Genomic DNA, 18,395 nt, shown 5'->3' with positions numbered 1-18,395 from the left:
GAGGGCCGCCGCCATGCTTGCTCCCGACCCGAACGATGCCATCGCCAGACTCACCGATGCCTACGCCGATATCGTCGGCATCGACAACTTTGCGCTCAGCTGCCAGAGCATCCAGATCGTGCCCATTCCAGATGAACCCGCCTGGCTGCCGCCCGTGGCCGGGGAGTTCAAGCGCCTGGATGCCGCCGCCGACGTCTGGCAACTGGACCGTGCGCAGGTCTGGGCCCCGGTGATCCTGGCCTTCCAGAACTACTCTGCCGTGTTCAGCGCATTCGCCGGGGTGGCCAAACCCCAGGCCAATGACGCGCACATGTGGATCGAGCTGATCACCCAGACCTTGCTGCCTCAGGTTGCCAAGAGCCTGGCCACGACCCAGGCCGCTGAGAAGGAGCTGCAGGGGATGATGCAGGCGTTCAGCAGTGTGCTGCCGCAAATGGACGCGTCCATCGAGGCCGGCTGGAACGCCCTGGCCAGCGAGGAGCAGCAGATGCTCGCGCTGACCGAGGAGCTTGGTGAGCTGGTAAGCGCCGTGCAGGCCCTGGGCAGCAAGATCACCAGCGACGCCATCGGCTCTGACACCGGCATTGCCCAGTCCGCCGTATCGTTGTTGTATAGCGCCGGCGCAGCCGGGGCAGCGGCGACGGTGCCGGTGCTGGGCCTGGTGGTGGCCGTGCTGAGCATCGGCAAGAGCTTCTACACCTTGATCGAAGATGACCAGCAGCTGATCCGCAAGATGAACAAGATCAATGCGCTGAAGGTGCAGCTCTCCGGCGAGGCTCTGGGCCTGGCCCTGACCAAATCGACGCTGCAAACGCTGTACAGCATCGAAGCGCAGTACCTGGGCCTGCGCGATGCACTGCCCCTGCTGGTCGACCTGTGGGCCAACCAGCAGACCAAACTCCAGGATGCCGTTGCCGCACTCAGGGCCGGTGCCAGCCCTGACGCCTACCTCGATCTGGCCACGCTGCCCACCGCCCTGGCGGCCTGGCAGACGATCGATACCTTTGTGGCGCACTTGTCGAAGACTGACCTCACGGTCGGCGCGCCGGTAACGATCGACATCGGCAAGGCTCAGATCAGGCCGACATTCCCATCATTGGCATGGGCGTGAACGAACACCTGTCACCCACGCCCCCCACCCACCGAGGAGATTCATGATGAATATCGCCATCAAGGAAGCTACCGACCTGGCCCCCGCCCCGGACGACATCTTCGGTAACACCGGCGTTTCCTACAACGCCTCGCAACTGATCACCTTTGCCAGCCACGCCGTGCTCAACACCGTGTTCGTCGCGCCAAACCCCAAGCCGGCCTGGTTCGACAGCCTCAATGGTGACCTGCAGGCTGCCCAGGCGCTTGCCGGGCAATGGGTCAACCAGCTCGGCACCGAGGTTTCCAAGACCATCCCGCTGCAGGTGATCAATTTCGGCAGCACGTTCACTGCGGCCAGTGACGCGATCATCCAGATCGCCAACAGCAACCCGACCGCGCAAGGCGCCAATGACCCGTCGGTGGTGGAGATCCGCGAGATCATCGAGCAGACATTGCTGCCGCCGATCCAGGACGTCATCAAGCAGATGACCCGCGTCAGCGCCTCACTGACCCAGTGGGGCACACAGATGCAGGCGGCCCACGACAAACTGTCCACAGGCTCAAGCACCATCCAGGCGGCCGAGATCGATTTGCAGGGCGACATCGACAAGATGAACAACGCCATCACCAGCCTGCACAACGAAATCGATGCAGAGAACAAGGCCATCGCCGCCTCGGCCGCCGCCATCGGCATCGGTATCTTCGCGCTGGTGGTGGGCATTGCGCTGGCGCCGGAGACCGGCGGTGCCAGCCTGCTGATCGGCGGCGGCATCGGCGCCGCCGGCATCATTGGCGGCGCCGTGACCTGGGGCGTGATGCAGCACAAGATCAATGAGCAATTCGACCAGATCGCCAAGGATCAGAAGGAAAAGGCCGACGACCAACGTCAGCTGATTGCCCTGAAAGGTCTGGAAATGGCCTCGAAGAACGCCGTTTCGAGCATCGAGCTGGCGACCCAGAGCCTGTCCAAGTTGCAAACCCAGTGGGGCACCTTCCAGGGTGAACTGCAAGGGGTGGTGGACAAGCTGAACCTGGCCGACCAGGCGATCTCCACGATCGTGCAGAAGGTCTTCACCCAAGGCGCGCAGAACGAGTGGAGCACGGCCATCGACACCGCCAACCACCTGGTCAACGCCAAGATCGAAGTCGAGGCCAAGACCCTGCCGATGTCGGCCTGACAGTACCCGCCTGCCGGCCGGGGCACACTGTGCCCCGGCCGCCCACCTCTCTTTACAGGACGTTGCCCATGGCGTTCGATGCCGCGCAGGCCAATCAGCAGATCAGCGATTCGATCGGTTCGATGCTGCTGCTCAATGCTTCATGCCAGGCCTTGATCGAGGTGTCGATCGCGCCTTCGTCTTCGCCCTGGTACCCACAACTCGATGAGCAACTGGGCCAGGCCCAGGACCTCGTGGTCGGCTGGCGACAGAACGGCTACCGCTATTTCCAGAGCGAGATCCTGGCGCAGATCGACGCCTGCGGCAAAACCTTCCTGGCCGCGCAAGCGTGCATCGATGCGCTGTTCGAGCAGCTCCAAGGCGAGTACGACAGCGCTGTGCAAACGCGCATCGTCAACCAGCTCGAGGCGCTGCAGGCCCCTGTCCAGGCAATGCTGGCTGCCATCGAGGGTTACAGTGCCAGGCTCACGGCCTTCGAACAGCAGCTCGGCCAGCCCTACGCCAGGATGACCACCAGCATTGCCCAGATCCAGGCGCAGGAAGCCGATATCCAGCAACAGATCGATACCATCAACCAGCAGATCCAGCAATTGCAGCGGCAAGTCCAGGCCGACCGTGACGCCATCGCCAAAGCCCGGGCGCAGAAAACCCAGGGCTTCGTCGAAACGGTCTTCGGCGTGCTCCTGACCCCGTTCACTGCCGGGCTGTCACTGGTCCTGGCCGGCATCGGCGTGGCCACACTGGCCCAGGCACAAGAGAAGATCGATGCGCTGCAGTCCACCATCAGCCAGTACCAGAGCACCATCAGCGCGGACCAACAGGCCTTGTCCACCGACCAGCAGCAAGTCGCCACGCTGAACGGCCTTACCCTGAGCCTGTCATTGGCGATCAATGACATCAACGCCATCGACAGCGCGCTCGATGCATTGAAAGTCAGCTGGACCGTGCTTGCAGGTGAGCTTGGCAATGCCACAAGCGCCGTCGCCAAGGCGCGCGATGCGCAGCAGGCCATCGTCGCCAGGGTGTGGTTCGATGCGGCCTGCAACAGCTGGCGCACGATCGATGACTTCGTCGAATCGATGCAGGCCAACAACGCCCCAGTACCGAAGCGGGTCGCCATCGGTCAGTGATTGCCCTGCGGTCGCGGCAGCGGGCAGGACGCCGTATGATGGCCGTCCACACCTGAGGCCCACCATGCTCGACTGGGAAGACCTGCGCCATTTTTCCGCTTTCATCAACACCGGTTCGCTGTCGGCTGCGGCCAGGCAGCTGGCTGTCGACCATGCCACCGTGGCCCGGCGCATCGCTGCGCTGGAGGCCGCCTTGAACCTCAAGCTGGTCGACCGCCGCCCCAGGGCCTACGCGCTGACCGAGGAAGGCCGCCGCGTCGGCGAATACGCCGAACGGATGAGCCAGTCGTCGTTCGCCCTGGAGCACTTCGCCAATGCCGGGCAACAGCAGGTGGAAGGCGAAGTGGTGCTGGCCGCGCCGCCTGCGTTGCTCGGCAGCATCATTGCCCGGCGCCTGGGTACGCTGTTGCAGCGCTACCCGCAACTGCACCTGAAACTGGTCGGCAGCAAGTCGCGGGCCTCGCTGGCCCGCCGTGAAGCCGATATCAGTATCACCCTGGCCAGGCCCACCGAGCCGACCCTGGTGGCCAGCCTGCTGGGGTATCTGGATTACCGCTTGTACGCCGCACCCGCCTACCTGCGCAGTACGGGCGCGCCGCGCTACATCGGCTATGACGAATCCCAGGCCAAGTCGCCGCAGCAGCAGTGGCTGCTCAGCCAGACCGGCAACCCGCCCTTGGTGCTGCAGAGCAACGACCTGCGCATCCAGGCCCAGGCGGCTGCCGGCGGGGTTGGCATCGCCTGCCTGCCGGCATTCATGGCGCAGGAGCATGGCCTGGAGGTCGCCGGTCAGGACCAACAGCAGATGAGCATCGAGATCTGGCTGGCCGTGCACGAGGACGTTCGCAACACCCCGCGCATCAAGGCCGTCACCGACTTCCTGCAGCAACAGGTCAAGCCGCTGCTGCGCTTGTGAATTTTTGCGGATGGCGCCTGCACCGATTCGGGATTTTCGCAGGCAGCCATCACCGCTAAGCTTCCCTGCATCGCACAACCGATCACTGAGGAGCAGCGGATGCAATACGTCAAACTGGGCAACACCGGCCTGGACATCTCGAAACTGTGCCTGGGCTGCATGACCTTTGGCGAACCGGATGCCGGTACCCACCCCTGGACCCTGGGCGAAGCCGACAGCCGCCCGATCATCCGCCACGCCGTCGAGCAAGGCATCAACTTCTTCGACACCGCCAACAGCTACTCGGCCGGCACCTCGGAGATCATCCTCGGCAAGGCGCTCAAGGAATTCACCCGCCGCGAGGAAACGGTGATCGCCACCAAGGTGTTCTTCCCCGCCAACATGTGGGAAGGCAGCACCCGCCCCAACGAGCAGGGCCTGTCACGCAAGGCGATCATGGCCAACATCGACGCCAGCCTGGCCCGCTTGGGCACCGATTATGTCGATCTGTACCAGATCCACCGCTGGGACTACCACACGCCCATCGAAGAGACCATGGAAGCCCTGCACGACGTAGTCAAGGCCGGCAAGGCGCGCTACATCGGCGCGTCGTCGATGTATGCCTGGCAGTTCGCCAAGGCCCAGCAAGTGGCGGCCAGCAACGGCTGGAGCCGCTTCGTGTCGATGCAGAACTACCTCAACCTGATCTACCGCGAAGAAGAGCGCGAGATGATCCCGCTGTGCCTCGACCAGGGTGTCGGCCTGATGCCCTGGAGCCCGATGGCCCGCGGCCGGCTGACCCGGCCACATGGGCAGCAGACCGCACGTACCCGTACTGATATTTCCGGGCAGTCGTTCTACGAGAAAACCGAAGTGGAAGATGGCCGGGTGATCGATGTGGTCGAGCAGATCGCCGGTGAGCGCGGTGTGCCGATGGCGCAGGTGGCGCTGGCCTGGGTGCTGGGCAAGCGCGGGGTGTCGGCGCCGATTGTCGGGGCCTCGAAGGTGGCACAGCTGGATGATGCGATTGCGGCGTTGGCGTTCCAGCTGAGCGCCGAGGAAATCGCCCGGCTGGAAGCGCCCTATGTGCCGCATGCAGTGACAGGGTTCAAGTAAACCTGCACTGGCCTCTTCGCGGGTGAACCCGCTCCCACAAGGACCGCATCATCTTCAGCTTTGTGGTGATCCTGTGGGAGCGGGTTTACCCGCGAAGAGGCCCGCACAGCCATACAGCGCTGCCGATCTGACTCTGATTATCCTCGCGACGAATGGAGTACATCCGTACTCCTTGCTGAATTTGCGCGCCACCCCTGCAGCAGCACCGCCAATGCAGCGAGCCCCGCCGGGACCAGCAGCGAGGCGAACACCTGGGCGAAACTCCAGCCCAGCGCCAGCATCTGCGCACCGGCAAAGGCACTGAGAATGGCACCGAAGCGACCAATGCCACTCATCCAGCTGGCGCCGGTAGCGCGCGCCTCGGTTGGGTAGAACGCCGCCGCCAGCGCATTCATGCCCACGCTCGCGCCGTTCAGGCCAAAGCCCACGGCCCAGGCGATGGCGCACAGCCAGGCGAAATCGCCGGCCACCTGGCCAATCGCGAAAATCACCACCCCACTGAACAAGAAGGTCAACATCAGCACCCGCTGCGGGTGGCAGCGGTCCATGGCCCAGCCCACCGAAATCGCGCCGACCGGCCCGCCGATCTGGAAGCAGGCCGTGACGATGGCCGCTTGCGACACCGAAAAACCACCGCCCTCCTTCACCAGGGTCGGCAGCCAGCCGCTGAACAGGTAGACCAGAAACAGCGCCAGCACGTAGCCCGTCCACAGCATCAGTGTGCCGAAGCGATAGCGGGGTGAGAGGATGGTGCCGATGGCGCCGCCCTTGTGTGCGCTGATGGCGGGTACCACGAAGGTGCTGTCGGGGCCGCAGTGTGCCGGTGCCAGGCGCTGGACGATGCGCCGGACACGCTGCGGGTCGGCGCCTTGGCTGACCAGGAAGGTCACCGACTCGGGCAGGCGCCAGCACAGCAATGGCAAGACCAGCAGCGGCAACACCCCGCCCAGCGCCAGCACGCTGCGCCAGCCCAGGTTGGGGATCATCCAGGCGCTGACGAAGCCACCCAGCGCCGCCCCCAGCGAGAAACCGCAGAAGGCCAGGGTGATCAGCAGCGAGCGGCTGCGCGCCGGGGCGTATTCGCTGACCAGGGTACTGGCGTTGGGCATCGCCGCGCCCAGACCCAGGCCGGTCAGAAAGCGCAGCGCCACCAGGGTTTCCAGGTCGGGGGAAAAGGCCGAGGCCAGGGTCCACAGGCCGAACAGCAGCACGCTGCCGAGCAGCACCGCCTTGCGCCCGTAACGGTCGGCCAAGGGGCCTGCGACCAGGGCGCCGAGGGCCAGGCCGATCAGCGCGGCACTGAGCACCGGGCCGAGGGCCTGGGGGCCTAGCTGCCATTCGCTTTTCAGCTGGGGGGCGATGAAACCGATGATGGCGACGTCCAGACCGTCCAGGGCGATGATCAGGAAACCGAGGAAGACTACCCATTTCTGGTAGGCGCCGATGGGTTGCTGGTCGATCAATTGACGTATGTCGATGGGATGGTTCATTTACCTGACCTCTTGTTGTTTTTATTGGGGGTAATGCGCGGTATTTGTGGGAGCGGGTTCACCCGCGAATGCGTCGTTGAATCCACCACCGCTTTCGCGGGTAAACCCGCTCCCACAGGGGCCCAGTCAACTCATCAAGCTATTGCGCAAGCGCACTGGCTTGATGATCCGCGTCTCCTGCGCCACCACCAGGTCGCGGGTGGCCTGCAGGTACGCGGCAAAATCCGGGTCGGCATCGCGCGCCGCGCTACGCCGCTCGAAATCCTCCAGGCTGTCGTAACCCCACAGGTGCACCACCTGGTTCAGCGGCCCGATGCTGCTGACGTAGAACCCCAGCGGTGTCCCCAGGTGCCGGCGCAGGATGGGCATCGCCAGCTGCTCGAAAGCTTCGAGAAACGCGGCCATGCCGCGCGGCCGGATGGTGTAGATACGGTGATCGACAATCGCCTTGTCCATCACGCCACCTCCCGCGTCTGATCGGCACTGGCCAGCCCCTGCTCGACCCCGGCCAGGTGCCGCCCGGTAATGTAGCCGAAGGTCATGATCGGCCCCAGGGTGATGCCAGCGCCGGGGTAATTGCCGCCCATGATGCTGGCGCGGTCGTTGCCCACCGCGTACAGCCCGGTGATGGCGCGCCGTTCGCCATCGAGCACCTCGCCGACCACACTGGTACGGATACCATCGAACGTGCCCAGGTCGCCCATCACCACCTTCACCGCAAAGTACGGCCCGTCACCCAGCGGCGCCACGCACGGGTTGGGCTGTTGTTGTGGGTCGGCCAGGTAGCGGTTGAACGTGGTGCTGCCACGGCCGAATTGCCGGTCCTCGCCGTGCACCGCACCCAGGTTGTACTCGCGCACCGTACGCTCCAGGCCTTGGCCATCGATACCCGCCTTGGCCGCCAGCTCGGCGAGGGTGTTGCCCTTGAGCAGATAACCGTTACGCAACAGTGGCCCCAGCGGCATCGGCGCAGGCTTGGCGTAGCCCAGGCCGTACTTGGCCAGGGTGCGCCGGTCGCAGACCAGCCACATGGCAGTTTCCGGCTGCTCGGCACAGGCCTCGATCAGCGCCGCGCCGACATCGTGATACGAGTTGGATTCATTGGTGAAGCGCTTGCCGCTGCGCAGCACGCCAATCACCCCAGGCTTGTAGCGATCAAGCAGGTGCGGAAAAGCCACCTGCTTGCCACCTGCCATCGGCACCTTCGAGACCGGCATCCACGCCGCCGCTGCCTGCAGGCGGATGTCCACCTTGCCACCCAGGGCCTCGGCCATGCGTGCACCGTCGCCGGTGTTGCCCGCTGGTACCGGCGAAAAGTGCTCGCCGCCCCGGCGCACATGCGGGTAAGCCTGTTTCAGGCGCTGCAGGTCATGGGAGAACCCCCCGCACGCCAGCACCACGCCCCGGCGCGCCTCGATGCGCAACTCGCCCGCCTGCTGCTGGGCCAGTGCCCCGCTCACCCGCCCGCCTTCGCGCAGCAGCTGCCGCGCCGGGGTGCCGGTGAGGATCGGGATGCCCAGGTCCAGCGCCGACTTCACCAGCCGCGCCGCCAGGGCATTGCCACTGGTGACCTGGGTGCCGCGGCGGTACAGCAGCAGTTCCTTGAAGTGGGTCAGCAGCCGTTTGGCCACGTAGCCGAACGAGGTCAGCGAACGGGTGACGTTGAAGAAGTGCTTGAGGTCGGCGTTCGACGAATTGAACATCATGCCGATGAAGGTGATGGTTTTCAGCGGCGGGCGCAGCCGTGCCATGTCCGCCCCAAGGCCGCGTATATCGTAAGGTGCGGCCAGGATCGAGCGGCCGATATCGGCACCGCCCTCGGCCTGCGGGTGGTAATCCGGGTACAGCGTGGGGACGAACTTGACCGTGGTCTCGCGCTCGAAAAACTCCACCATCTGCGGCCCATGTCGCAAGAACGCTTCGACCCCAGCCGCATCGAAACAGGCGCCGGTTTCATTGCGCAAGTAGGTCAACGCCTGCTCATGGCTGTGATTCTGGTCATGCCGGTTGCCTGGCACCCACAGCACGCCACCGGAAAACGCCGTGGTGCCGCCGAAGCAGTCGTCCTTCTCGATCACCAGCACGTCCAAACCATGCTTTTTCGCCGTGATCGCCGTCGCCAGGCCACCAGCCCCGGCGCCGATCACCAGCACATCGCAGCTGCGCGTGTTCATGCCTTCACCCCCTCGAAGCCGGGGCGCGGGATCAGCGCCATGGGCATGCTCTCCAGGCCACCATCCACGGTCAGTTCGGCGCCATTGATGTAGTCGGCGCGCGGGCTGGCGAGGAACAGCACGGCATCGGCGATATCCTGCGGTTCGCCGATGCGCTGGTTGGCGGTCATCGCGCTGCGCTGGCGTTCGACCTGCGGGTCGGCATAGAACGCCGCCGACAGCGGCGTGCGGATCAGCCCCGGGCACACGGCGTTGCTGCGCACCCCGCGCGGCCCCCACTCGACGGCGATCTGCCGCGACAGCATGCTGACCCCGGCCTTGGCCGCGCTATAGGCACCGCTGTTGGGTTGCGGGTAATGCGCCGCAATCGACGCCACATGCACGATACGCCCCTGGCCACGTGCAAGCATCCCGCGGCCGAAGCCTTGTGCGCACAGCAGGTAGCCGCTGAGGTTGACCGCCAGCACCTGGTTCCACTGCTCCAGGCTCAGTGTTTCCAGCGCCCCTGGGCGCAGCACGCTGGCATTGTTCACCAATACGTCGCAGCGGCCATGCAGCGCCTGCACCTGGGCGGCAGCCTGCTCGACGCTGGCCGGGTCGGCGATATCGCAGGCCAGTGCACTGACTTCACCGACACTGTGCTCGCCCAGGCTGGCAGCCAGCTCGCGGCACTTGTCAACGTCACGGTCCAGCAGCACCACATGGGCCTGCTGCTCGACCAGTGCCGCGGCCAGCGCCGCACCGATGCCACCGGCCGCGCCGGTGACCACGCAAACGGCTGAATCCAGGCCCAGCCAGTTGGAGGAAATCTTGTTGTTATGCATGCCGCTCTCCAGAGTGTCGCTTGATCTGGCGAACAGCCTAGGGCCGAGGGGCAGGCCGGCAGAATGGACAAAACCTGCAAGCGTCGCCACATTCCGGTCAATTTTGTGACCGGCACCTGAAGCCTGTGCCTGGCTGTGGCACAGTGGCCGGGTGCGATCAGAACAATTACAACAACATGAACAAGATCCCCAACTACGCCCTGTACGGCGAAACCGCACAGCCGGTGTGGCACGAATCCCTGCATGTGGAGCAGATCTCCCAGCGCTCCGGCGCGTACAACTGGGAAATCGCCGCGCACCGCCACGACGGCCTGCTGCAGTTGCTGTACCTGCAGAGCGGCAGCGGCGAAGTGCTGTTCGACAGCGAGCGCGTGCACGTCTGCGCACCCTGTGTGGTGTATGTACCGGCGCAGGTGGTGCACGGTTTTCGCTGGGCCGGCGAGGTCGAAGGCCAGGTGATCACCGCCGCCCAGCCACCGCTGGAAAGCATCGCCCAGGTGCTCGCCCCCAATCTGCTGGCGCCGCTGCACAGACCCCAGGTCATCGCCCTGCCCCATTGGCCCAGCGAAGACGACCCGTTGCTGCCGCTGTGCTTTGCCCTGCGCGAGGAATACCACAACCGCGCCCGTGAGCACGTGGCCAGCAGCATGGCGCTGCTGCTCACCCTGCTGATCCAGGCCTTGCGCCATGCCCAGCAGGCACTCGACCCGGCACATCGCCCCGCGTCACGGCGCAGCCAGCAACTGACCGCGTTTCGCGAGCTGGTGGACAGGCACTACCGCGAGCACCGGCCGTTGGGCTTCTATGCCAGTGAACTGGGCATGACCTTGGCGACGCTGGGGCGCCTGTGCCAGGAGCACCTGGGGATGACCCCGATGACTGTGATCAATGCCCGACTGGTGCTGGAGGCCAAGCGGGTGCTGGGGCATTCGGATGCGAGTGTGAAGGCGATTGCCCATGAACTGGGGTTTGCCGACGTGGGGTATTTCAGCCGGTTCTTTCGCAAGCAGTGCGGCGTGAGCCCGAGTGAGTTTCGCGGTGAAAAGCCCGGGTAGTCCGCTGCCTGTGCCGGCGAGGGTGTCAGAAATTTTGTGTTCGGGCATAACATGAGTAAGAGGTGCATGTATGCCAACCAAAAAGAAACCCCTGCGTGACCTGCCCAAAATCCCCAAGGAGCTGCTGGAGCAGTTCGGTGAGGGCCTGATGACCGCAGAAGCTATCGAGGATGCCTCTGCGGCGTTCAAGAAGGCCTTGATCGAACGCGCTCTGCATGCCGAGCTTGGCCACCACCTGGGTTATCCGCCGGGCGCGCAGCGCCCGGAGGATGAAACCAACCAGCGCAACGGCAAAAGCGGCAAGACAGTGCTAACCGGCGATGGGCCTCTGCGCTTGGATATCCCTCGCGACCGTGACGGCAGCTTCTCGCCCATCCTGATCCCCAAACATGAGCGCCGTTACACTGGCTTCGACGACAAGATCATCGCCATGTACGCCCGTGGAATGACAGTCAGAGAGATCCGGGCCTTCCTGTCCGAGCAGTATGGAACCGACGTTTCACCCGACTTCATCAGCTCTGTGACAGACGAGGTCATGGACGAAATTGGCGCGTGGCAACAGCGGCCATTGGAGCCGATGTACCCGGTCATTTTCTTTGATGCGCTGCGGGTGAAGATTCGCGAAGAAGGCCTGGTGCGCAACAAGGCCATTTACTTGGCTTTGGGCGTTCTACCCGACGGGACGCGCGACATCCTGGGCATCTGGATCGAGAACACTGAGGGTGCGAAGTTCTGGATGAAGGTGTTCAACGATCTCAAGACACGTGGCGTCGAGGACGTGCTGATTGCCGTGACCGATGGCCTTAAAGGCATGCCAGAAGCCCTCAGCGCCGTGTTTCCAGAGACGACATTGCAGACGTGCATCGTGCATCTGATCCGCAACAGCCTGGACTACGCGGCCTGGGACAAACGGCGCGCACTGGCCAAGGAACTGAAACCGATTTACCAAGCCATCAATGCCGAAGCGGCTGAGCAAGCACTCGATGAGTTTGAGAGCGGGCCGTGGGGTGAGAAATATCCAACGGTGGTGGCTGCCTGGAGACGCGCCTGGGATCGCGTGATTCCATTCTTTGTCTTTCCGCCCGCCATCCGGAAGGTGATCTATACCACCAACGCGATCGAGAGCATCAACGCCCAGCTACGCAAGGTCATCAAGACCCGAGGGCATTTCCCGAATGATGACGCAGCGACCAAACTGATTTGGCTGGGATTGCGCAACATAACAGCCAATTGGGGAAAACCGGCCCATGATTGGAAAAGCGCGATGAATCAATTTGCGATTCTGTACGGAGATCGGTTCATCAGGCCAACCTGGTGAAGATCAGGGCCTGCCTGACGGCAGGCCGTTACCGGCCCGCACACAAAAAATCTGACACTTCCGTGCCGGCCTCTTCTTCGGGCAAGCCCGCTCCCACAAAGACGGTCTCGCACTTGAGACGCGTGGTACCTGATAGAGCGGGCTTGCCCGCGACGAGGCTCACATGTCCAGTCACGGCTGCTGGTACTGGCTATTCGACTGGCAGTGCGCTTACCTCGAGATTGTCCAGCACCATGCGCTTGTCTTCACCTCCGTCATCAATATAAACCGTCACTATTTCTGGGCCGTCGATAATAAACTCATCGGTCCCATAGCGCAGTTCAGGCTCCACCGAAAGGACTTTCTGATTTTCCGCAATGGTCGTATATCTCATACAGTAATCGTTGCAACCCCAGTTATATCGTACTTTACGCCGCCCCTTGCCCGGCAATAAAAAATGAATGTAATGCTCGAACGCTAAGTGCTTAAGCTTAATCAGCTCTTGGCCCACATACTTATCATCGCTGATGCCACCGCGGTTAGCCATTAAGAACGTGACACCGTCAACAACAAAATCATTACGTTCACCCACCGGTTCGGATTCGAAATCAATGTTAGGTTCGGGAACAGGTCGCCCCACGGCCTGATCCTCTTCGGCGTAGGTAAACACCATGACCTGATCCTCGTCAGTTGGAAACTTCGTGCGAATGACAGGGATTGACTGGGCATACCGTTCGTAGCGAATCTGGTCATACTGCGCCTTCACCTGCGCTTGTTGATCACCTTCGACATAGAAGAATGCCTGCACTGGTAGCTTGGCCCCGCTGCCCGATGGCCAGACGGGCAATAATATCTCGTTGAACCCCATCCACGTCTCACCCACCAGGCCTGCTCTTACTTCAATTGCCATGTCAAACCATTCGGCTCTCATGTTTGCCGGTTTTTCGCGAAGGTCCCAACCGCAAATCCACGCCCTCTTCACATCCTCAACGCTGTACCTTCTCAGCCAATCGTCCGCACTCGTTATGCTCACCTTCTGGCAGGCATCAGTTGTACTTTCGAGCCCTTCGCGAGGGCCGCACCCCTGTGCAGCTTCGCGCACGTCCGTATTGCCGTCGGTGGGAAAGGTACACAGTACTTCAAGGTTGTTGATCTTGCCTTCCGGCACGCCCTGAGGGGGTGGCAACAAGAACCCGTTCGCCCTATCGAAGGGGCGGCCAAAGTTGCTGTCACGGCGGACCCAGGAAAACGCGATGCTGCCTTTGTCGATATGCTTCTCACTGGGATCCCATGGCAGCGAATCCGGGCTGGTGGCGGTGGCGCGCAGAGCGATACCGCTGCACAGGTAGCTCGGCTTGTCTGGCCCGCCACAATCATCGGTGGTGGAGTCATACCAGCGTTTGAGTTGCTCTACTGCTCGTGCGCCGCGTTGGTTCAGTTCGACCAGCAATGGCGACTTTACTGTTGCCAGCAAAAGAACTTGGGTTTCTGCAACAGGGCGTACAGGTACGGAAGGTCGCAGCAGAATCCAATATCCCGTCAAACAGCTTGCGATGACAAACAACAGGCACATTAGCAAACGCATTATCGAGCACCGTTCTTCGAGTGAGTAAGCCATTCAGCGCATTGCTGCGCTGTATCAGGTGATGGCTTAATTTGCTCACAGGTGCAAAAGCGCGCTACTGGCAGATTTACCAGGTGCTGACAGACTTTCCAGCATAACCGCGAGATGAACCCTACATTCGTCTTCGTCGATTCTTCGGCGCTAGTACCCGGTCATCTCCAGATACCCCCGCCCTTGTGCGCTGCCGCTCACCCGCACCGGCCCTTCCCAGTAAGGAAATCGGGTGCCCATCCAGGCCTTGGGCTGCACCGCCTCGACTTGCACATCCAGCTGCACCGCGGGCAGCTGAACCCGCCAGCGGGTCGGCACGCGCTTGCCGTTGGCCTGGCGTGTCCAGTCCAGCGGCGTCAGCTCGACCTCAGCCCCCTGTAACGCCCGTACCTCCCCGTCAGGCCCAACCCAGGTACCCGCCCGATACGGCTGCCCCTGGTCCTCACGCACCTGAAACAGCATCAGCTTGGCGCCACTGCCCAGGTGCAGCGAAAACCAGTCCCAGCCACGTTGCCCGGCCGCCAACGGCTGGCTGCTCCACTCCCGGTCCAGCCAGGCCTGGCCGCTTACCGGAATGCGCTGCCCGTCCCGCTCGACCTCGCCGCTGACCTGGTAGAACGGCTGGCTGTAATAGTACGAAGCCTGGCCCTTGCCGGACTTTTCGCTGTAACCCCGGTCGCCGTGCAGCACCAGCGGCTTGTCACTGGCCAGGGTCAGGTCATAGCCAAAGCCCTGGCCGCCAGCACGCATCTGCAAGCGCTGCAGGTTGTCGTCACCTTGCAGCGACCAGTCGTTGATCCACGCCCGGAACGGCCCGGTCTCGACGCCAGCCTGGCCGATGCCGCCACGGGCCAGGGTTTCGCTGACCTGGTGGCCGCTCGGGTCGGTCAGGGCGGCATGGCCCATCCACAGGTTGGGGCTGTTCCAGCCGTGGGTTTCGGGGCCGGGGCGCAGGGCTGACCGGAACAGCGTCCATTGCACGCCCCAGTCGCGGCCCTGGGCATCGCGCAGGTTGGCGGTGACATACCACCATTCGATGCGATAGCCGTCGTGGGCGCCGTGGTCGCGGGGGAACACCAGCGCGGTGTCACGCGTGACCTGCTTGAACGCCGCCGCCTGCGCGCCGAGGCCGGCATAACCGCTGGCCGGCGGCGCAGGCGCGTCACACCCGGCCAGCAGCAGGCAGACCAGCAACAGCCAGGCTTCAACCTTCATCGGCAAACCGCCGCAACAACTCACTCGGCTGGCGCCGCGCCAGTTGCCACAACGGCCAGGCGCTGGCCAGCAGGCTGGTCAGCACGCCAAGCGCGGCCAGTTGCAGCAGTTGGCTGGCAAACACGTGCCAGGGCAGCCGCCAACCGAATGCCTGAACGTTCACCACCGCCACCAGGCACCAGGCCAGCAGCAACCCGAGGGGGATGGCCAGCAGCACGGTGAAGGCACTGAGCATCAGCGTCTGGCCCAGGCTCAGCCAGGCCAGCCAGCGGCGCGGCACGCCCAGCGCCCACAGCGGTGCCAGCTGCCCCAGGCGCTGCTGGCCCAGGGTCAGCTGGCTGATGAACAGCGCCACGCCAGCCACACCGAGGGTGAGGCTGTTCAGGGCTGCGGTGACGGCGAAGGTACGGCTGAATATCTGCGTCGACCAGGCTTTGAGGCTGGCCTGCTCGACCAATTGCGATTCGTCCAGGCCATAGCGCTGCTGCAACGCGCCCTTGACCTTGGCAACCTGCCCAGGCCGGATCAGCAGGCTCAGACCGCTCAGGCTGGCCGTCGCCGCGTGCTGGCGCAGCCAGTCGGCATTGACCAGTACATGCCCTTTCGGGTTGCCGTAGTCGGCGTGAATGCCCACCACCCGCATGCCCTGCGGCGGTTCGCCCGGCAGCTGCACGGTATCGCCGATGCCTACACCTAGGCGCCGCGCCAATTGTTCGCTGAGCATGGCGCCCTGCCCGTTGGCCACCTGCGCCCAGGCGTCCGGAGCCTGTTCCAACAGCGGCCAGTGGCTGCGGTAGAACGGATGATCACTCACCCCTTGCACCTGCACCGGCCACCGCTGCAGGCGCCACTCCACTCGCCAGCTTGGCAGCACGGCATCGATGTCGGGGGCCTGCTGCAAGTGTTGGTACATCTGCAGCGCCTGCGTGCTGTCGCGGGGTGTGACATACAGGTCCGCAGCCAGGCGCTGGTCGAGCCAGCCGACGAAGGTGCGGCGGAAACCTTCGGTCATGCCACCCACCCCGACGCTGGCGGCCAATGCCAACAGCAGCGCCATCAGCGCCAGGCTCAGCGCCGGCAACTGCTGGCGGCTGTCGGCGACGAACCACTGCGCCAGCGGCCGCCGGGCATGCCGCGCCAGGCCAGCCAGCAACAGGGCCAGCGTGCCCGGCAACAGCAATGCGGCCGCCAGCAACAGGGCGGCCAGCAGGGTGAAGGCACTCGGCAGGCTGTTGCCGAAGGCGCCGCAGCCCAAGGCCAGCAACGCCAGGGCTGCGGCAACCCACGCCTGGCGCTGCAACCAGGGCCGCTGGGCCAACCGCCAGGCTTGCGGTTGAGCCAACGCCAGCAACGGCAACCGCGCTGCACGCAACAGGCTGTCGATGCCCGCCAGCAAGGCGCCGAGCAGGCTCACGGCGATGCCCACCAGCCACCAGTACAGCGGCAGATGCAGCTGCCCGGAGACCTGGGCACCATACAGGCCGCGCAGGCTGGAGGCGAAGTCGGGCAGCAACAGCGCGGCCAGCAGGTAACCCGCCGCCACACCCGCCAGGCCGCCGACCAAGGCGAATGCTCCCAGCTCCAGGGCCAACGCCGCCAGCAGCACCTTGAGGCTCACGCCGCAAGCTCGCAAGGTGCGCATCAGGCCGCGCCGCTGCTCCAGCGCCAGGCCGATGGCGGCATGGGCAATGAACAGCCCGACCACGAAGGCCAGCAAACCGAGGGCCGTCAGGTTGAGATGAAAGCTCGCGGTCAGGCGTTGCAGGTCGCTGTCATCGTCCGGCGGCTGGACCTTCAAACGCTCTGCGAAGGCCTGTGGCAACGGCCGGTCGGTGTCGCTGATCAGCCGCGACAGCTGGCCCGGCGCATCGAGCAAGGCCTGGGCCACGCCGATATCCACCAGCAGCACGCCGGGTGCCAATTGCTCATTCAGGGCCAGTGGCGGCAACGCCTGGCCATCGGCCGTGCGCCGCTTGCCCGCCAATTGGCGCAGGGTATCCGGCCCGGCCCAGGCTTGCCCTGGTGTGCCGATGAAAGCCTGCAGATCGAAGCTCGCCGGGTCGGCACCTGCGACGGCCATGCCGGGCAGCAGGCTCAGTGGCTCGATGCCGATCAGCCTGACGGCAACGGCTGGCTCACCGGCCAGGCGCAAGCGCCCCTCCAGCACCGGCGTCACGTGCCAGCCTTGCCTGCGCAGCTGCACATACAGCGCCTGGTCGAAACGCTGCCCGTCGCGGGCAACGATCTGCCGCTGCGCCGGCCCGCTCAATACGGCGCTGGCCTGGGCATAGTCGCTGCGCGCCTGGGCGTTGAGGGCCTGTACACCGGTCCACAACGCCGTGGCCAGCCACAGGCCAGTAAAGACGCTGATGCACTGCAAGCGGTGGCGCCCCCAGTGGCTGCCCAGTGCCTGCAGGGCGAGCAGCAGGTTGTTCATCAGCCTTGCACCCGGCCCTGGTGCAGCACGCAGCGGCGCTGCAGGCGAGCGGCCAGGCGCGGGCTGTGGGTCACCATCAGCACGCTGCTGCCGGCCTCGCCGACCAGTTGCAGGAGCAAGGCCAGCACCTCGTCGCTGCTGGCTTCGTCGAGGCTGCCGGTGGGCTCGTCGGCGAGCAACAACGCTGGTCGGCTGGCCAGTGCCCGGCCGATGGCGACACGTTGCTGCTGGCCGCCGGACAGCTGCTCCGGGTAGCGCTCGAGCAAGGCGGTCAGCCCCAGGCGCTCGGCCAGGTAGGCCAGCCACTGCGGGTCGTGGCGCTTGGCCAGGCGCGCCTGGAAGGCCAGGTTGGCTGCCACGTCGAGGCTGCTGATCAGGTTGTATTGCTGGAATACCAGGCCGATGCCCTCGCGTCGCCAGCGGGCCAGGGCGGCTTCGCCTTGGCCATGCAGGGGGGTGCCGTCGATGAAGATGCGCCCGCTGTCGGCGCGGTCGAGGCCGGCGACCAGGTGCAGCAAGGTGCTCTTGCCGCTGCCGGATTCACCCATCAGCGCCAGGCTGCTGCCGTGGGAAAGGCTCAGGTCGACGCCGCGCAGGACCTGAAGCGGGCCTTGGGCGGTGGGGAAGGACTTGTGCAGGTGCTCGATGACCAGCATGGGGTTACCTTTGGGAGGTAAATGCTGAGTGTATGCCTTGAATTTTATAGCGCCTGGGAGATCGAGCGCCGCCCGCGCGGCGCATCGCGAGCTTTGCTCGCTCCTACGTTTGTTTCGGGCCAGTAACGCCTGTGACAGGCGCGCGCGACCGCCTGGTTTGTACGACGGGATGTCGCGCCATGCGCCAAGGCGTTCGCGCGCATATCCCCCAGGACTGATTG

Annotated in this window: 15 protein-coding genes; 7 read left to right on the top strand and 8 right to left on the bottom strand. The window is 64.3% G+C overall.

What is annotated here, in order from left to right:
* The first annotated feature begins 13 nt into the window (after nucleotides 1-13).
* From makB to OCX61_RS13020, 5 genes are all read left to right on the top strand, one after another.
* Nucleotides 14-1,111 (top strand): alpha-pore-forming cytotoxin subunit MakB, encoded by a 1,098-nt coding sequence (gene makB / locus OCX61_RS13040; protein WP_261944182.1) that lies wholly within the window; start codon nucleotides 14-16, stop codon nucleotides 1,109-1,111.
* A gap of 46 nt (nucleotides 1,112-1,157) precedes the next feature.
* Entirely contained in the window at nucleotides 1,158-2,270 is a 1,113-nt protein-coding gene (gene makA, locus OCX61_RS13035; RefSeq protein ID WP_261944181.1) for an alpha-pore-forming cytotoxin MakA, read from the top strand.
* A 68-nt stretch (nucleotides 2,271-2,338) separates the two neighbouring features.
* Nucleotides 2,339-3,400 (top strand): alpha-pore-forming cytotoxin subunit MakE, encoded by a 1,062-nt coding sequence (gene makE, locus OCX61_RS13030; protein ID WP_261944180.1) that lies wholly within the window; start codon nucleotides 2,339-2,341, stop codon nucleotides 3,398-3,400.
* Nucleotides 3,401-3,464: 64 nt separating this feature from the next.
* Nucleotides 3,465-4,316 carry a LysR family transcriptional regulator gene (locus OCX61_RS13025; protein WP_261944179.1) on the top strand — a complete coding sequence of 284 codons (852 nt, stop codon included), beginning with the start codon at nucleotides 3,465-3,467 and terminating at the stop codon, nucleotides 4,314-4,316.
* Between the two features lie 99 nt (nucleotides 4,317-4,415).
* Nucleotides 4,416-5,411, top strand: coding sequence for an aldo/keto reductase (locus OCX61_RS13020; RefSeq protein WP_261944178.1), 996 nt, complete (start codon nucleotides 4,416-4,418; stop codon nucleotides 5,409-5,411).
* Nucleotides 5,412-5,548: 137 nt separating this feature from the next.
* Here the strand turns inward: OCX61_RS13020 and OCX61_RS13015 are convergent, their stop codons facing one another.
* The 4 genes from OCX61_RS13015 to OCX61_RS13000 form a co-directional block, all read right to left on the bottom strand.
* Nucleotides 5,549-6,901 (bottom strand): MFS transporter, encoded by a 1,353-nt coding sequence (locus OCX61_RS13015; RefSeq protein ID WP_261944177.1) that lies wholly within the window; start codon nucleotides 6,899-6,901, stop codon nucleotides 5,549-5,551.
* 126 nt (nucleotides 6,902-7,027) lie between these two features.
* Nucleotides 7,028-7,357, bottom strand: coding sequence for an NIPSNAP family protein (locus tag OCX61_RS13010; RefSeq protein ID WP_261944176.1), 330 nt, complete (start codon nucleotides 7,355-7,357; stop codon nucleotides 7,028-7,030).
* Entirely contained in the window at nucleotides 7,357-9,075 is a 1,719-nt protein-coding gene (locus OCX61_RS13005) for an FAD-dependent oxidoreductase (protein ID WP_261944175.1), read from the bottom strand. The genes OCX61_RS13010 and OCX61_RS13005 overlap by 1 nt, the downstream gene beginning before the upstream one ends.
* Nucleotides 9,072-9,899 carry an SDR family NAD(P)-dependent oxidoreductase gene (locus OCX61_RS13000; RefSeq protein ID WP_261944174.1) on the bottom strand — a complete coding sequence of 276 codons (828 nt, stop codon included), beginning with the start codon at nucleotides 9,897-9,899 and terminating at the stop codon, nucleotides 9,072-9,074. Before OCX61_RS13000 ends, OCX61_RS13005 begins: the two co-directional genes overlap by 4 nt.
* A gap of 176 nt (nucleotides 9,900-10,075) precedes the next feature.
* On the opposite strand from OCX61_RS13000, the gene OCX61_RS12995 reads away from it, so the two are divergent.
* Nucleotides 10,076-10,954: a helix-turn-helix domain-containing protein gene (locus OCX61_RS12995; protein WP_261944173.1), complete on the top strand. Its 879-nt coding sequence runs from the start codon at nucleotides 10,076-10,078 to the stop codon at nucleotides 10,952-10,954.
* Nucleotides 10,955-11,024: 70 nt separating this feature from the next.
* Nucleotides 11,025-12,272, top strand: a complete 1,248-nt coding sequence (locus OCX61_RS12990; RefSeq protein ID WP_261940477.1) for an IS256 family transposase — start codon at nucleotides 11,025-11,027, stop codon at nucleotides 12,270-12,272.
* Between the two features lie 190 nt (nucleotides 12,273-12,462).
* On the opposite strand, the gene OCX61_RS12985 is transcribed toward OCX61_RS12990, so the two are convergent.
* The 4 genes from OCX61_RS12985 to OCX61_RS12970 all read right to left on the bottom strand — a co-directional run bounded on the left by OCX61_RS12985 (nucleotide 12,463) and on the right by OCX61_RS12970 (nucleotide 18,174).
* Nucleotides 12,463-13,869: a hypothetical protein gene (locus OCX61_RS12985; protein ID WP_261944172.1), complete on the bottom strand. Its 1,407-nt coding sequence runs from the start codon at nucleotides 13,867-13,869 to the stop codon at nucleotides 12,463-12,465.
* 147 nt (nucleotides 13,870-14,016) lie between these two features.
* Nucleotides 14,017-15,081, bottom strand: a complete 1,065-nt coding sequence (locus OCX61_RS12980; RefSeq protein ID WP_261944171.1) for a lipocalin-like domain-containing protein — start codon at nucleotides 15,079-15,081, stop codon at nucleotides 14,017-14,019.
* Nucleotides 15,071-17,518, bottom strand: coding sequence for an ABC transporter permease (locus tag OCX61_RS12975; protein WP_261944170.1), 2,448 nt, complete (start codon nucleotides 17,516-17,518; stop codon nucleotides 15,071-15,073). The genes OCX61_RS12980 and OCX61_RS12975 overlap by 11 nt, the downstream gene beginning before the upstream one ends.
* Nucleotides 17,518-18,174, bottom strand: coding sequence for an ABC transporter ATP-binding protein (locus OCX61_RS12970; protein ID WP_261944169.1), 657 nt, complete (start codon nucleotides 18,172-18,174; stop codon nucleotides 17,518-17,520). The genes OCX61_RS12975 and OCX61_RS12970 overlap by 1 nt, the downstream gene beginning before the upstream one ends.
* Nucleotides 18,175-18,395: the final 221 nt, after the last annotated feature.

Origin of the sequence: Pseudomonas sp. LRP2-20 (assembly GCF_024349685.1) — a bacterium.
GTDB lineage: Bacteria > Pseudomonadota > Gammaproteobacteria > Pseudomonadales > Pseudomonadaceae > Aquipseudomonas.
The sequence above is the reverse complement of the archived record's forward strand: the minus strand, read 5'-3'. Positions and strand labels throughout refer to the sequence as shown.